The 15,117-nt window shown below is 58.4% G+C and carries 12 protein-coding genes; 7 read left to right on the top strand and 5 right to left on the bottom strand.

Annotation, left to right across the window (positions count from 1 at the left end; all coding sequences use genetic code 11):
• Positions 1–341: 341 nt before the first annotated feature.
• A complete protein-coding gene (gene katG / locus AC2FEE_RS19010; protein ID WP_496866902.1) occupies positions 342–2,543 on the bottom strand; it encodes a catalase/peroxidase HPI in 2,202 nt (733 codons plus the stop codon).
• A 375-nt stretch (positions 2,544–2,918) separates the two neighbouring features.
• Here katG and AC2FEE_RS19005 point away from each other — a divergent pair, with 375 nt between their 5' ends.
• Positions 2,919–4,535, top strand: a complete 1,617-nt coding sequence (locus AC2FEE_RS19005) for a GMC family oxidoreductase (protein ID WP_496866901.1) — start codon at positions 2,919–2,921, stop codon at positions 4,533–4,535.
• A 3-nt stretch (positions 4,536–4,538) separates the two neighbouring features.
• Here the strand turns inward: AC2FEE_RS19005 and AC2FEE_RS19000 are convergent, their stop codons facing one another.
• Positions 4,539–5,384: an SDR family oxidoreductase gene (locus tag AC2FEE_RS19000; protein WP_496866900.1), complete on the bottom strand. Its 846-nt coding sequence runs from the start codon at positions 5,382–5,384 to the stop codon at positions 4,539–4,541.
• 90 nt (positions 5,385–5,474) lie between these two features.
• Here AC2FEE_RS19000 and AC2FEE_RS18995 point away from each other — a divergent pair, with 90 nt between their 5' ends.
• Positions 5,475–6,107: a class I SAM-dependent DNA methyltransferase gene (locus tag AC2FEE_RS18995; protein WP_496866899.1), complete on the top strand. Its 633-nt coding sequence runs from the start codon at positions 5,475–5,477 to the stop codon at positions 6,105–6,107.
• Between the two features lie 3 nt (positions 6,108–6,110).
• Here the strand turns inward: AC2FEE_RS18995 and AC2FEE_RS18990 are convergent, their stop codons facing one another.
• Entirely contained in the window at positions 6,111–7,100 is a 990-nt protein-coding gene (locus tag AC2FEE_RS18990) for a sterol desaturase family protein (protein ID WP_496866898.1), read from the bottom strand.
• An 11-nt stretch (positions 7,101–7,111) separates the two neighbouring features.
• Positions 7,112–7,867 carry a class II aldolase and adducin N-terminal domain-containing protein gene (locus tag AC2FEE_RS18985; RefSeq protein WP_496866897.1) on the bottom strand — a complete coding sequence of 252 codons (756 nt, stop codon included), beginning with the start codon at positions 7,865–7,867 and terminating at the stop codon, positions 7,112–7,114.
• Positions 7,868–7,984: 117 nt separating this feature from the next.
• On the opposite strand from AC2FEE_RS18985, the gene AC2FEE_RS18980 reads away from it, so the two are divergent.
• From AC2FEE_RS18980 to AC2FEE_RS18965, 4 genes are all read left to right on the top strand, one after another.
• Positions 7,985–8,860: a LysR family transcriptional regulator gene (locus tag AC2FEE_RS18980; protein WP_496866905.1), complete on the top strand. Its 876-nt coding sequence runs from the start codon at positions 7,985–7,987 to the stop codon at positions 8,858–8,860.
• A gap of 143 nt (positions 8,861–9,003) precedes the next feature.
• Positions 9,004–10,806: an adenine deaminase gene (gene ade, locus AC2FEE_RS18975; RefSeq protein ID WP_496866896.1), complete on the top strand. Its 1,803-nt coding sequence runs from the start codon at positions 9,004–9,006 to the stop codon at positions 10,804–10,806.
• Positions 10,803–12,266: an AMP nucleosidase gene (locus AC2FEE_RS18970; protein ID WP_496866895.1), complete on the top strand. Its 1,464-nt coding sequence runs from the start codon at positions 10,803–10,805 to the stop codon at positions 12,264–12,266. The genes ade and AC2FEE_RS18970 overlap by 4 nt, the downstream gene beginning before the upstream one ends.
• A 130-nt stretch (positions 12,267–12,396) precedes the next feature.
• Entirely contained in the window at positions 12,397–12,684 is a 288-nt protein-coding gene (locus tag AC2FEE_RS18965; protein WP_170349467.1) for an HU family DNA-binding protein, read from the top strand.
• Between the two features lie 325 nt (positions 12,685–13,009).
• Here the strand turns inward: AC2FEE_RS18965 and AC2FEE_RS18960 are convergent, their stop codons facing one another.
• Positions 13,010–13,573 (bottom strand): CHAP domain-containing protein, encoded by a 564-nt coding sequence (locus AC2FEE_RS18960; RefSeq protein WP_496866894.1) that lies wholly within the window; start codon positions 13,571–13,573, stop codon positions 13,010–13,012.
• Positions 13,574–14,201: 628 nt separating this feature from the next.
• Here AC2FEE_RS18960 and AC2FEE_RS18955 point away from each other — a divergent pair.
• Positions 14,202–15,113 (top strand): adenylate/guanylate cyclase domain-containing protein, encoded by a 912-nt coding sequence (locus AC2FEE_RS18955; RefSeq protein ID WP_496866893.1) that lies wholly within the window; start codon positions 14,202–14,204, stop codon positions 15,111–15,113.
• The last annotated feature ends 4 nt before the right edge of the window (positions 15,114–15,117 follow it).

Raw genomic sequence — 15,117 nt, 5'->3', positions numbered from 1 at the left:
CGTCTCAACCGTCTTTCCAGTCCGTCAGGCCGTCTCTCCAACCCGTCAGCACCGCCTCAGCAGCGCCGGTGAAGGGGTATTTACGGATTAGGTCTGGGACCTGCAACCCCCATTTTGAAAAAACTTCACAATTCTCGGCAGAAACTTGTTCAGGTTAATGAAAACAACATGTTAGCTTCAGAATTCCCTCTGCTTGCGCATGCGCTTTTCGACGGGAAGCCTAAAAAGTTGGCCTTCAGGCAGAATCGTACCCAATGCTTGGTATTTACGCGGAGCCCGGCCAAAGAAAACGCCGCCCGATTTTCCTCGGGCGGCGTCGCTTCCTGAGTGGTTGTTCTTACTTACTTCAGGTCGAAGCGATCCGCGTTCATCACCTTGTTCCAGGCCGAAACAAAGTCACAGACGAATTTGCCTTCGGCATCAGCCTGAGCATAGACCTCGGCCAGCGCCCGCAGTTGCGAGTTGGAACCGAAGACCAGATCGACGCGCGTGCCGGTCCACTTCACCTCACCGCTGGCACGATCGCAGCCTTCATAGACGCCCTTGCCAGACGGCTTCCATTCAGTGCTCATATCCAGAATGTTGGTGAAGAAGTCGTTGCTCAGCGTTCCGGGACGATCTGTAAACACGCCGTGCTTGCTGTCGCCGAAATTGGCCCCCAGAACCCGCAGACCACCAACAAGAGCGGTCATCTCAGGCGCGGACAAGTTCAGCAGCTGCGACCGGTCAACCAGCAACTCTTCGGGCGAGACGGTGTAGTCGGTCTTTTGGTAGTTGCGGAAACCGTCTGCCGCGGGCTCCAGCACTGCGACGCTGTCTACATCGGTCTGCTCTTGCGTCGCGTCGGTGCGGCCCGGAGTGAACGGAACCTCGACATCCTGACCGCCAGCCTTGGCGGCCTGTTCGATGCCGACGGCACCGGCCAGGACGATCAGGTCGGCCAGAGACACTTTCTTGTTGCCCGACTGCGCCCCATTAAATGCATTCTGAACGCCTTCCAGCGCATCCAGCGCTTTGGACAGTTTCATCGGCTCGTTGACGTCCCAATCCTTTTGCGGCGAAAGTCGGATGCGGGCACCATTGGCACCGCCCCGCTTGTCAGACCCGCGGAAGGTCGAGGCCGAGGCCCATGCGGTTGAGACCAGCTCGGACACCGACAGACCGGTTGCAGCGATCTTGGCCTTGAGGACTGCAACATCGGCATCATCGACCAGATCGTGATCCACTGCGGGGACGTTGTCCTGCCAGATCAGTTCCTCGGTCGGGGCTTCGGGGCCGATATAGTTCGAACGCGGACCCATATCACGGTGGGTCAGTTTGAACCAGGCGCGCGCGAAGGCATCCGCAAACTCTTCCGGGTTCTCGTGGAAGCGTTTCGAAATCGGGCCATAGATCGGGTCCATGCGCATCGCCATGTCGGCGGTGGTCATCATGGTTTTAACCTTCTTGGTCGGGTCACCGGCCGCCGGGGCCATATCTTCTTCCTTGACGCCGATCGGTTCCCAGATCCATGCGCCCGAGGGGCTTTTGGTCAGGTTCCACTCATATCCGAACAGGAGGTCGAAATAGCCGTTGTCCCATTTGATCGGGTTCGCCGTCCATGCGCCCTCGATGCCCGAGGTGGTGGTGTCATCACCCACGCCTGAACCGAACTTGTTGATCCAGCCAAGGCCCATCTCTTCGATCGGTGCTGCTTCGGGTTCAGGACCGACCAGATCGGGGTCTCCTGCACCGTGGGCTTTACCAAAGGTGTGGCCACCAGCAACCAGCGCGACGGTTTCCTCGTCATTCATTGCCATCCGGCCGAAGGTGTCGCGGATATCGCGGCCCGAAGCCAAAACGTTGGGTTCGCCATCCGGACCTTCGGGGTTCACGTAGATCAGACCCATCTGAACGGCGGCCAGCGGGTTTTCCATGTCGCGCTCACCGGAATACCGGCTGTGCGGATTGTCGGTGGGGGCCAGCCAATCGGTTTCGGAGCCCCAGTAGATGTCTTCTTCCGGCGCCCAGATGTCTTCACGGCCACCGGCGAAGCCAAATGTCTTGCCCCCCATCGACTCGATGGCGCAGTTGCCGGCCAGGATCATCAGATCGGCCCAGGAAATCTGGTTGCCGTATTTCTGCTTGATCGGCCACAGAAGACGGCGCGCCTTGTCTAGGTTGCCGTTGTCCGGCCAGCTGTTCAGCGGCGCAAAACGCTGGTTGCCGGTCGAGGCACCGCCACGGCCATCCGCGGTTCGGTAGGTGCCGGCGCTGTGCCATGCCATACGGATGAACAGACCACCGTAGTGACCATAATCCGCCGGCCACCAGTCCTGCGAATCCGTCATCAGCGCATAGAGGTCTTCCTTCAGCGCCTTCATGTCCAGCTTCTTGAATTCTTCGGCATAGTCAAAATCCGCACCCAACGGGTTCGACGCCGGCGTGTTCTGGTGCAGGATCGACAGGTTCAGCTGGTTCGGCCACCAATCCCGGTTCGACCGGGTACCCGCGCCGTGCATTACCGGGCAACCGCCCGTTTTGGGGTTATCACTTCCGTCCATATCGATCTCCAATCCTGGCTAATTTCCGGCAGGTTCGCGCGGTCAAAACTCGGTCGATCAAGAGCACATGTAGATGACACTTTTACCCCGCCGTGGATGCGCGGTGTGTCCGGCGCGTCTTGGGCAAGGGTATCCGCGACTCTTCTGTCTTGTCCCTTAAAGAAGTAGCAAACCAAAGCCATGCAAAAAAGTTTTGTTTAGTGATGAGTTTAATAGGGAAAGGTTATGATATTTTTAGATTTGCTCAGACCGGACCTCATTAACCTTGGGTCACACCTCGGATACGGCAATTGTTTTTCCCGGCGCTCGGCCACAGTCTGTGTCAGGACTGTCCCGGGCATCGCTCTGACCGGCCCGGCAGGAAGGGGAATCGAAATGGAATTCGACTATGTCATTGTTGGCGGCGGGTCCGCAGGTTCAGTGCTTGCCAGTCGTCTCAGCGAAGACCCGAGCAAACGCGTTTGTCTGCTTGAGGCCGGCGGGCGCGGCGACAGTATTCTGGTCCGAATGCCTTCGGCCGTTGTTGCCGCCCTGCCCGGACGTCCCAAGATCAACAACTGGGCTTTTGAAACGGTGCCGCAACCGGGGCTGAACGGGCGGCGGGGCTATCAGCCGCGAGGAAAGGCGTTGGGCGGGTCCAGCGCGATCAATGCTATGCTTTATGTACGGGGCCATCGTCAGGACTATGACGGCTGGGAAGAACTGGGCTGTACCGGGTGGGGCTGGGACAGCGTCCTGCCCTATTTCAAACGGTCCGAGAACAATGAGGACGGCGCCGATGACCTGCATGGCGCCAACGGCCCGTTGCAGGTGTCAAACCAGAAAGAGCCGCGCCCGATCACCCATGCCTTCATCGAAGCGGCCGAACAGATGCAGCATCGCCGCACCGATGATTTCAATCGCGGCGACAATGAAGGGGTCGGTCTCTATCAGGTCACACAGTTCCACGACCCGGCCAAGAACGGCGAGCGATGCTCGGCCGCTGCGGCCTATGTCTTTCCTGTCATGGGCCGCCCCAACCTGAAGGTCATTACCCATGCCCATGCCAAAGAGTTGACCTTTGACGGCAAGCGCGCGACCGGCGTGATCTACAGGATGAAAGCCAAGGGCTCCGATATCACGGTCACGGCAAAGCGCGAGGTGCTGGTATGCGCCGGTGCGCTGAAATCCCCGCACCTGCTGCAACTGTCTGGCATCGGTGCCGCAGAGGAATTGACCAAGAACGGCATTGCCGTGCGTCACCACCTGCCCGGCGTGGGTAAAAACCTGCAGGACCATCTGGATTTCATTCTGTCTTACAAGACCAAAGATACCGACAATTTCGGAATCGGCGCGACTGCATCGGTAAACCTGTCCCGACACCTTCTGCGCTGGCGCAAGACCGGCGTGTCCATGGCTGCGACGCCCTTTGCCGAAGGGGCCGGGTTTCTGAAGACCTCGGCCGCGCAGGATCGGCCGGATATTCAGCTGCATTTCACCATCGCGCTGGTCGATGATCACGCCCGCAAGCTGCATTACGGCCACGGATTCACCTGTCATGTCTGCAAACTGCGCCCCGAAAGTCGTGGAACGGTTGGATTGAACAGCGCTGATCCCTTTGCCGCGCCCGCCATCGATCCGGCCTTTCTGTCGGACGACCGCGATCTGGATACGATGATCAAGGGTGCGCGGATGATGCGCGACATCCTTGAGGCCCCCGCCCTCGCCGAATACCGCCACAAAGAGATGTTCGGAACCGACACTGCCCGCACTGACGCAGATTGGGAGCAGCACATCCGCAATCGCGCCGACACGATCTATCACCCTGTCGGAACCTGCAAGATGGGGGTGGATGAGATGGCCGTCGTTGACCCGGAGCTGCGGGTGCGCGGGATCGAGGGTCTGCGGGTGGTTGATGCCTCGGTCATGCCGACACTGACCTCGGGCAACACCAACGCACCGACCATCATGATCGCCGAGAAAGCCGCCGACGTGATCAAGGCCGCAGGCTGATCCTCAGGCGTCTTTCATCAGGGCCTCCAGCCCGGTGCGATAGTCCGGATACAGAAGGTGCACACCCAGTTCATCCTTGATCCGGTCATTTCGGACCCGCTTGTTTTCATTATAGAAACTGCGGGCCATCGGAGTCAGATCGGCCTGATCAAACGGAACTGCAGGCGGCAGGGGCAGGCCCCGCAGCTCGGCGGCATAAGCGATTACGTCCTGCGGCGGCACCGGCTCATCATCGCAGACGTTATATATTGCGCCGGGATTGGGTGCGGCCATCGACGCGGCCAGAACCTGCGCGATGTCAGCTACGTGAATGCGGGAAAACACCTGCCCGGGTTTGATGATACGCCGCATTCCCGCTCGCTTGAGCTTGGAAAACGGACCGCGACCGGGGCCATAAATACCGGCCAGCCGGAAGATATGGACAGGCAGTTCGGGGATGCTCTTCCATTGCTGTTCTGCCTTCACCCGCCAGCGGCCGCGCTCGGCCGTGGGTGTGGGCGGGGTGGTTTCGTCCACCCATTCCCCCTGATGATCGCCATAAACGGCGGTCGTCGACAGGTAGCCGACCCATTTGAATTGCGCCGCCCGTGCGGTGATCTCGTCCTGCAACGCGGCCAGTACCGGATCACCGTCCTTGTTGGGTGCCGTTGAGACCAGCAGATGCGTCACCCCGTCCAATTCCGGTGTCTGCCCGGGCCAGATCAGCGGCTCAGCGCCGGATTCACGAATGGTGGCGGATTGGGCGGGATCGCGGGTGGTGCCGATGATGCGCCACCCTTTTGGGTCCAGTAGCTGGGACAAGGCTTGCGCCGAATATCCGTGGCCGAACGAAAAAAGAGTTCCTGTCATGTCGCCTTTGATGATCCGCAATCCCGGCGGATGCAAGCACCTGCGCTTGAATACTTGATTCGAATCCCTCAATGCGCCTTTCTTTTAGGCATGGCTGAGAAAAAACCAAACCTGCGCACCGCTTATTCCCTGGAATCGCCTGAGGGTCACAAAGAACTCTATGCCGAATGGGCCGGAGATTATGACGAAACCTTCGCCGCGCGCGAGGATTACCAGCTCCACATTCACACGGCCCGCGCCTTTGTGGCCGCAGGCGGCCAAGGCCCGGTTCTGGATGTCGGCGCCGGCACAGGGCTATGTGGCGCGGTATTGGCCGGGCTGGGTGTTGGTCCGATCGACGCGACGGACATCAGCGCCGAGATGCTGGATCAGGCCATGCGCAAAGACATATATCGTGATGCGATCGAGGCCGATCTGAACCAGGGCATCCCCGTTCCGGATGAGTGTTACTCGGGGATTGTGTCATCCGGCACGTTCACTCATGGCCATTTGGGGCCCGAGGCCCTGCCCGCCCTTCTGCGTATTGCCCGCCCCGGCGCGCAATTTGCCCTGTCGATCAATGCGCAGCACTACGAAACACTGGGTTTTGCCGAAGCTCTGCACAAACTGGCACAGGGTCAGATACAAAACCTGACCCTGCCCGAAGTGCGGATTTATGGCGATCTGGCCGTGGGTCCCAACAAGGACGACACGGCGCTGATCGCGTTGTTCGAGCGGACCTGACCCTTAGGTGTACATCTGTTTCTTGAACGCCCGAGTGCGCGTCGTCGCCTCGGCCGAACCGTCATGATAGGTGCCAAACCACTTGTCGAAGGGAATCTCAGAGGTGCCATAGTTGCACTCGAAATACCGGTGATGCAGCTGGTGAAAGAAATCCCCCGCACGGGCGGCATCCGTATCCCCGGCCTTTAGTTTTTCGAAGCCGGAATGCGACAGGACCGGGCTGATCTGCTGAAAATATGTGTGAAACAGCACATGCAGCGGATGTGACGGCACGATCAGGTGGACGAAATAGGTGGTGAAATACAGCAGGTTTTCATACCAGTGGTTAGAAATCCCCGACCACGGCCCGATGTTGACATTCCGGTGATGCACCGCGTGGACGTGTTTATAGAGCTTGGGGTGATGTTCCAGCCTGTGCACCCAGTAGAAATGCAACCCCGACCACATCGGAATGAACAGCATCCACACCACACACCAGACCGGCGCGCTGGCCCAGGTGACGGTGGGCACATAGCCGTTGGCCATCGCCCAGTAGATCACCCACTGATAGACGGTCGCCACCGTCATCGCGCTGCCCAGCGTCCACCAGATATTGTCCCAGACCTGATTGCGGAATGTGAAATTACCATTATTGCGGGTCAGATCACGGCGGTCGAATTTCTTGTACATACCCTGCCCTTTGCGCATGTACAGCCACCAATGAAGGCCACCGGCAATCAGGATCTGAGGCACCATATTCAGCAGCCAAATGCGGAGCATCCATCCCGGCGCAAAGCTTTGCATCGTTTCCAATGCTGGGAAAAAGAACATGTAGGCTGTGACGGCCAGTACCAAGCACAGGGTCAGCGACGTGATCTGCAACCATGCGCCGCTATACCATTTCAGCACGGCAGCGGGGCGCGGAGGCCAGTTGAACAGCGGGTTCAACCCCACCGGTCCTTCGGGGTGATAATGCCAGCGGGCGGCTTCGGAATCTTGGGTAACGTCAGTCATGGCAATACCCTTTATGTGGCGTAGTCGGAGCCTTCGACATCGAGCAAAGCCTTGATCTCGCGCAGGTGTGCCTCGGCCTGATCGGGATAGTCGTCCAGTTCCTGTGCTGTCTTCTCAGCAATTTCGTCCGACAGCACGCGCAGGGGCTGGCCCGTTTGCAGCGCGCGAATATAGGTCTCTGCTGCGCGTTCGAAGTAATAGAGACGGTTGAAGGTATCCGCCGGATCGCTTCCGATTACCAGCACACCGTGGTTGCCCATGATCATGACCTTCTTTTTCGGGTCCGACAGCATCCCGGCGCAGCGCTCGCCCTCGCTTTCAAAGGCTAATCCACCAAATTCCTGATCGACCACATAGCGGTTGTAGAAAGTGGCCGTGTTCTGATCGATCGGTGGCAACGAACTGTCCGCCAGAGATGCTAACACGGTGGCAAAGATCGAATGCACATGCATCACGCAACGCGCATGCGGGCAGTGTCGGTGGATCGATCCGTGCAGACCCCAAGCGGTTGGATCGGGCGCACCGGGCTGAGACATCACGTCCGGATCGTTTGCATCCAGAAACAGCAGATTCGACGCCTTGATCCGCGCGAAATGCATCTGGTTGGCGTTCATCAGGAACTGCGTGCCGTCCTCGTTCACCGCAAGACTGAAATGATTGGCCACGCCTTCATGCATGTTCAGCCGCTCGGTCCAGCGGAAAGTGGCGGCAAGATCCACGCGTTCCACCCAGTGGTCGATTTTTGGGCGCAGGTTGGTGACGGTCATTGCGGGCTCCTGTTGGAATAGCTTGGACTTTGTAAAAGCGTGCCTGCGGCGCGAATGTTTGACCAACGAAAAAAACAGACCTATTTCATTAGCTGAGCTAATGTCAGGGTTATGAACATTCAGAATTCGCTTCCTCCTCTGGGCTGGCTGCGCACGTTCGAGGCCTCGGCCCGGCATCTGTCCTTCACCGGCGCGGCACGGGATCTGAACATGACCCAAAGCGCGGTCAGCCAGCAGATCAAATCACTGGAAGGCTACTTGGGTCAGCCCCTGTTCCTGCGCCGCCCGCGCGCTCTGGAGCTGACCGAAGCGGGCATCACCTACCTGCCAGTGGTGCGCGAGGCGTTTCGGACACTGGTGCGCGGCACGCAAGCTGTCACCGGGGCACAGCAAAACGCGGTGCAGGTGCAAAGCAACATCAGTTTTGCAGTCAACTGGTTGGCCCCGCGCTTGCCGCAGTTTCGATCCGAACACCCCGAGGTTCAGCTGAACATCTTTACCGAACTGTGGGAACCGCGCGAAATGGCTGAGGGCGCGGCGGTGGAAATCCGCTATTCGCTGCGGCCGTCTGATACGGTTCGTACCGAATTGCTGCGGACCGATCACTATTACCCGGTCTGCGCCCCCGGTTTCGAGGTAACGCTGGACACGCTGCAGCAGCAGCCGCTGTTTGACTGTTCCAACCTGATGTCCAACTGGGCGAGTTGGGCAGAGGATCAGCCGCTGAACTGGGAAAACCCTCCGATTACCTATTCGACCACCTATCTGGTCAGCCTGTCCGTAGCGATGGCCGGAGGCGGGCTTTGCCTGACCCACGACACCATCGCGCGCGACCTGATCCGGCAGGGACGGTTGGTGGCCCCCTTCTCCCACCGCGCGGTGATGCCCGAGGCCTATTACCTGCTGTTGTCCCCGCAAGCCGAGGAAACGCCGGGGGCGTTGGCCTTTGCCAATTGGCTGCGGCGCGAGATGGAGGCGGACCGGTTGGCGTGATCGGGGCGCTCCCGTCCATCGTCAATGCCGCTGCGCGACATCTCCTCTGGTTGGGCGGGGCAGCGCTGACGCGCTGCGTGACGGTTTGATGATAGCTGCGTTCTGGGGGTTGCACCTTTCTCAGCAATTGGGAAAGTTGAGCCATGGAATACACGCCCTTCCCAAGCTGGCCCGATGTCGCCCCCCAATTGATTTCAGTTGCCGCAGGACGCGAAGCTGCGGATTTCGTCATTCGTTGCGGAATTTGGGTCAATGTTCACAGCCGTGAGGCGCTGCCCGATCATGACATCGCCATCTCCAACGGGCGCGTGGCTTTTGTCGGGCCGGATGCGTCGCATTGCATTGGCCCTGACACGCAAATCGTCGAGGCGCGTGGCCGATACATGCTGCCGGGTCTGTGCGATGCCCATATGCATATCGAATCGGGCATGCTGACCCCGGCCGAATTTGCCCGCGCGGTGATTCCGCATGGCACTACCTCTATGTTCACCGACCCTCATGAGATTGCTAATGTGCTGGGGCTGAACGGCGTACGCATGATGCATGACGAGGCGCTGATGCAGCCGGTGAACATCTTTACCCAGATGCCGTCCTGTGCGCCCTCGGCCCCGGGGTTGGAGACCACGGGCTATGAGATCACACCCGAAGATGTGGTTGAGGCGATGAACTGGCCCGGTATCATCGGGCTGGGTGAGATGATGAATTTCCCCGGTGTGATCCATGGTAATCCGAAAATGTTGGCCGAGATCGCTGCGACTCAGCGGGCGGGCAAGACGGTGGGCGGGCACTACGCTTCGCCTGATTTAGGGCCTGATTTCGCGGCATATGTTGCGGGTGGCCCGGCAGACGATCACGAAGGTACCTGCGAGGCTGACGCCATTGCCCGCGTGCGGCAGGGAATGCGGTCGATGATGCGGCTGGGTTCAGCCTGGTATGACGTCGAAAGCCAGGTCACGGCTGTGACTGAAAAGGGGCTGGACCCGCGCAATTTCATCCTGTGCACGGATGATTGCCACTCCGGAACACTGGTCAATGAAGGCCATATGAACCGGGTGGTGCGTCACGCAATTGCCTGCGGATGCGACCCGCTGGTCGCACTACAGATGGCGACGATCAACACAGCCACACATTTCGGTTTGGAGCGTGAGATCGGTTCAATCACGCCGGGGCGACGGGCGGATATCATTCTCAGCTCGGACCTGACAGAATTGCCCATCGAAATGGTTATCGCCCGAGGTCAGATCGTGGCCCAGGATGGCGCGATCAAGGTGGACTGCCCGCATCTGGACTGGCCCGAACCTGCGCGAAAAACGGTGCATCTGGGCCATAGCCTGACGCAGGCGGATTTTGAGATCAAGGCCCCGGCCGGTGCCAACCGTGTTCAGGCCAATGTGATCGGCGTAGTTGAAAACCAGGCCCCGACCAAGGCGCTGAAGGCAGAATTGCCAATCATCGGCGGGCTGGTCGAGGGCGAAGGCGACGTCTGCCAGATCGCGCTGGTCGAACGCCACCGCGCAACCGGAGGTGTGACCAACGCCTTTGTAACTGGCTTCGGGTATCACGGCAGGATGGCCATAGCCTCGACCGTGGCACACGACAGCCACCATATGATAGTGGTCGGCACCGACCGGGAACAGATGGCGCTGGCTGCAAATCGGCTGGCCGAGGTCGGCGGTGGTATCACCATCTTCCGCGATGGAGAGGAACTCGCGCTGGTGGAGTTGCCAATTGCCGGGCTGATGTCCGACAGCCCCGCCGCCGAGGTTGCTGCCAAGGCGGACAAGATGGTCGAAGCTATGCAGGCCTGCGGCTGTCAGTTGAACAACGCCTACATGCAGCACTCGCTGTTGGCCCTTGTCGTTATCCCGGAATTGCGGATCTCCGATCTGGGTTTGGTTGACGTGCGTACATTTAAAAAGATCGATCTTCTGGAACCTCTTGCATGACAATAATAAAAACACCCGACGTCCCGTCTCCTGAAAAGTTCACAGACCCCGCCGCCGCGGTGGCCCGCCTGGAAGAGCTGTACGAGAAGGCGACGCAGTTTCTGTGCAACAGCTTTGCCACCGCGATGGAACAAGGCGCACCGGCCGAACGGTACCGGGCCTATTACCCGGAAATTCGCATCAAGACCTCGTCCTATGCGCAAGTCGACAGCCGCCTGAGTTTTGGCCACGTGTCCGAGCCTGGCACCCACGCAACAACTGTGACGCGGCCCGATCTGTTTCGCTCCTATCTGACGCAACAGATCGCTCTGCTGATCAGAAACCACGATCAGCCGGTGACGATTCAGGCATCCGACACGCCCATACCGGTGCATTTCGCGGTGGCCAACAACCCCGACCTTGTGGTGCCGCATCAAGGCGCGGCGGGGTTCACCCTGCGCGACGTGTTCGACGTACCGGACCTGACCACCACCAACGACGACATCGTCAACGGGATCCATGACGTCGAGGATGAGATCGGCCCGCTGTCGCTGTTCACGGCACAACGGGTGGATTACTCGCTGGCACGGCTGTCACATTACACGGCGACCGATCCCAGCCATTTCCAGAACCACGTTCTGTTCACCAACTACCAGTTCTACGTGTCCGAATTCGAAAACTACGCGCGTGAGCAGCTTGCCGACCCGAATAGCGGTTACACCAGTTTCGTCTCGACCGGGAATGTCGAGATCACAACCCCGGACGGCACCCTGGAACAACCGCTAAAACTGCCGCAAATGCCGACCTACCACCTGAAACGCGAGGATGGGGCGGGGATCACGCTTGTCAATATCGGCGTCGGTCCGTCGAATGCGAAAACCGCCACCGACCATATTGCGGTGCTGCGCCCTCATGCCTGGTTGATGGTCGGCCATTGTGCCGGGCTGCGAAACACGCAGGCGCTGGGGGATTTCGTGCTGGCCCATGCTTATTTGCGCGAAGACAAGGTTCTGGACGACGATCTTCCGGTCTGGGTGCCGATCCCGCCGCTGGCCGAGATTCAGGTGGCGTTGGAACAGGCCGTGGCCGAGGTCACCGAACTGGAAGGCTATGAACTGAAACGGATCATGCGCACCGGCACCGTCGCCTCGGTCGATAACCGCAACTGGGAGCTGCGCGACCAGTCTGGCCCGGTGCAGCGCCTCAGCCAATCCCGCGCGATTGCACTGGATATGGAAAGCGCCACCATCGCCGCCAACGGCTATCGGTTTCGGGTGCCGTACGGCACTTTGCTGTGTGTTTCGGACAAGCCGCTTCATGGCGAATTAAAGCTTCCCGGTATGGCCTCAGCGTTCTATACCACTCAGGTCAGCCGCCATTTGGCGATCGGAATTCGCGCGATGGAACACCTGCGCGGCATGCCGTTAGAGCGTTTGCACAGCCGGAAATTGCGTTCGTTCGACGAAACGGCCTTTCTCTGAAGCAAAAAAGCAACGTTTTCCCCCTATTTTTAGGGTTTTCCGCGCTACTATTCGTTGTGTTCATCCACAATATCCCGTTACAGTTACGCGGTGAGGCCCTATTTATCGGGCACGTTAAGGAGACCAAGAAATGGCAAAGCCTATGACAAAGACTCAGCTGGTTGCTGCTCTCGCTGAGGAAATGGGAACCGACAAGAAAGCCGCGAACGCCGCGCTGGAGGCCGTGACCGGCCTGATCACCCGCGAAGTGTCGGCCGGTGGTGCGGTGACCCTGCCCGGCGTTGGCAAAATCTACTGCCGCGAGCGCCCCGAGCGCATGGTGCGCAACCCCGCTACCGGCGAGCAGTTCAAGAAAGAGGCCGACAAGGTGGTCAAAATGACCATCGCGAAGGCGCTGAAGGACAGCGTGAACGGCTGATTTCAGTCTTTCACCGCAAACGATTGAGGGCCGCCGTTTGGGGGCCCTTTTTCTATTTGACCCTTACTACTTCGTCGTTTGTATTTGTCGACTTTGAGCCCGATGCCGCCACCGCTATGCGGCCGAATGCTGCGGGCGCACTCAGCTGTCGACAGCCTGAACCGGCCATCCGTAATAAGGGTATGCACTTTCCGAGGTATGCGAAAATGCCGTCATTCGCCGCGCCTACGCAGGGGGTTAAAGTATGCGCTTTACGACCAAGAAAGGAGACGCCTATTGCACCTTCCATGGACTCGCGGTGGATGCGAAGAGAAACTGATTTAGGTTACCCATCGTCTTTTGGATAAATGAACCCGTTGACCGGGTAGATACGGCCAAACTGACCCGGACGGCTTTCGACCCGGACCATCGTCCAATCATTGTTTTTGGATACGTCTTTGACGCCCATTTTCAATGATACCTTGTTACGGTGCCAATTGGCGTGATTCACGACGACTTCCCGCTCCGTTACAACATCTGAAACGACGGCGACATGGCCGAGTGGCATTCCGCGAATTGCCCGAAAAGACATGACCGCACCGACAACCGGTTCATTGCCCCGATTAAAAGCATTGCGCGCCTTACCCCACCAGTCCTTGGCGTTGCCGCGGATTTCGATGCCGCTGAGGTCGCGCGCGTAGGGCACGCACCATACTCTTTGCCCCTGAGCCTGCTTTTTCGAGACCTCTTGCAGCGCCATTAACTGACGTTCCGGATTAAGATCCGCGTCGTTTGGGTTCTGAGCGCAGGCAGAGACAAGAGCAATAAGCCCCATCGCAATCGCGGCACGGGTTGTGCTGCCGGTCAGGCGCAGCCAATTCGTATTCGTTTCGCCAGTGATGCTTTGCAAGAAACTATATTGCCGGTTTGAGTGGTGCTGGTGTTTTACTGCGATCTGGCGGATGTGAAAAGAGTCCGCCCAATTCTCCGGCAGGAATTTGCCAGTTCTCTATATCGCATTTTGGCCAATGGCTGAGCTTGAAGACGCTAAAAACTCAGGAAGAGCGAATTTTGCATAGTGAAAGATGAGAACCCAATTTTCTGGTGAAGAGCAAAGATTGATTTCAAAGCTTTTCGAAGGATCACTTTGCAATCTCCAATCGTTCAGAAATCGCTGGTACGCGCTTCTTCTTAACCAATGAGCCATAAAAGTTGCGCTTAAGTGCGAACTCATTGGTCCTTGGCGATCCCCATCAAGGTCTATTTTGGCGGGCTATGAAGCTCTATGAACAAGGTTCTTTGATTTCCGGCCCTGGTTCGTCCGCTCTACCATGCCAAGTCCGCAATTCATCGCAAACCGGACACTCCCTGATTGGTTAGCAGATAGTAGGTGATGCGGGACTTAATTGCTGTCTGCGGGGACCATGGCAACGGCGGCTCTCGGTCAAAACAGGACCAAAAGCATCATCACAATGGACTAGAGGCCGGTCATACACTTACAATTTCGATGAACCACTTAATTGGAGCTCTCCAACGGCATGGATAGCATTGTCAAATGGCTCCGTGATCATGAGCTCCATGACCATGCCAGATCGTTTAAAGAAAATGGCATCGGCCTGGATGTAGTTGCTGAGTTGTCCGAAGACGATCTCAAGGACCATGGATTAAATCCTGGAGATCGAAGACGATTTCAGGCCGCGGTCCGCGAACGCGTCGCATCCCCAATCCCGGCCACTGCTAAAGCCCAACCCACCGCTTCCAACGCCGAACGCCGCCAACTGACCGTCATGTTCTGCGATTTGGTCGGTTCCACTGCCCTTTCGGAATCGATGGACCCGGAGGAATTCAGAGAGCTGCTGACTGACTATCGCTCAGCGGCTTCGCGGGCGCTCAATGAGTTCGGTGGGTATATCGCAAGCTATATGGGCGACGGCATGCTGGTCTATTTCGGATACCCGCATGCCCATGAAGACGATGCGGAGCGAGCCATCAGAGCCGCGCTTCGTACGGTAGATTCGGTCGAACGATTGAACCGGAGTGATTGGGCACATGAACTCCAGGTCCGCATCGGGATCGCTACCGGCCTCGTTGTTGCCGGCGATCTCGTCGGCGAGGGCGTTTCCGAATCTCGGGCGGTATTGGGAGACACACCGAATTTGGCGGCTCGGTTGCAGGGAGAAGCAGGTCCGAATGACGTCGTCATAAGTGAGAAAACGCAGCGATTGGCAGGTGGGCGATTCCAGCTCGAACAAATGTCGCCGCGCCAACTTAAGGGAATTTCTGATTTCGTTACCCCGTACAAGGTCGTCGGATCGCTCGCGATCTCGCGTTTTGGAGCGGTAGCTGCCGGCGGGCTCACGTCCTATGTCGGCCGCGATGCCGAGCTTGAGACGATTTGGTCTCGCTGGATCTGTACCCGCGAGGGCGACGGAAAAGCGGTTTTCGTGTGAGGCG

The organism is Ruegeria sp. YTSC199, assembly GCF_059609725.1.
This window is presented reverse-complemented; position numbering and strand designations above follow the sequence as displayed.

Coding starts and splice junctions, on each gene's coding strand:
- AC2FEE_RS18985 (WP_496866897.1), bottom strand. CDS start 7,867: ATGACCGTCACCAACCTGCGCCCAAAAATCGACCACTGGGTGGAACGC.
- AC2FEE_RS18995 (WP_496866899.1), top strand. CDS start 5,475: ATGGCTGAGAAAAAACCAAACCTGCGCACCGCTTATTCCCTGGAATCG.
- AC2FEE_RS18990 (WP_496866898.1), bottom strand. CDS start 7,100: ATGACTGACGTTACCCAAGATTCCGAAGCCGCCCGCTGGCATTATCAC.
- katG (WP_496866902.1), bottom strand. CDS start 2,543: ATGGACGGAAGTGATAACCCCAAAACGGGCGGTTGCCCGGTAATGCAC.
- AC2FEE_RS19005 (WP_496866901.1), top strand. CDS start 2,919: ATGGAATTCGACTATGTCATTGTTGGCGGCGGGTCCGCAGGTTCAGTG.
- AC2FEE_RS18965 (WP_170349467.1), top strand. CDS start 12,397: ATGGCAAAGCCTATGACAAAGACTCAGCTGGTTGCTGCTCTCGCTGAG.
- AC2FEE_RS18970 (WP_496866895.1), top strand. CDS start 10,803: ATGACAATAATAAAAACACCCGACGTCCCGTCTCCTGAAAAGTTCACA.
- ade (WP_496866896.1), top strand. CDS start 9,004: ATGGAATACACGCCCTTCCCAAGCTGGCCCGATGTCGCCCCCCAATTG.
- AC2FEE_RS19000 (WP_496866900.1), bottom strand. CDS start 5,384: ATGACAGGAACTCTTTTTTCGTTCGGCCACGGATATTCGGCGCAAGCC.
- AC2FEE_RS18955 (WP_496866893.1), top strand. CDS start 14,202: ATGGATAGCATTGTCAAATGGCTCCGTGATCATGAGCTCCATGACCAT.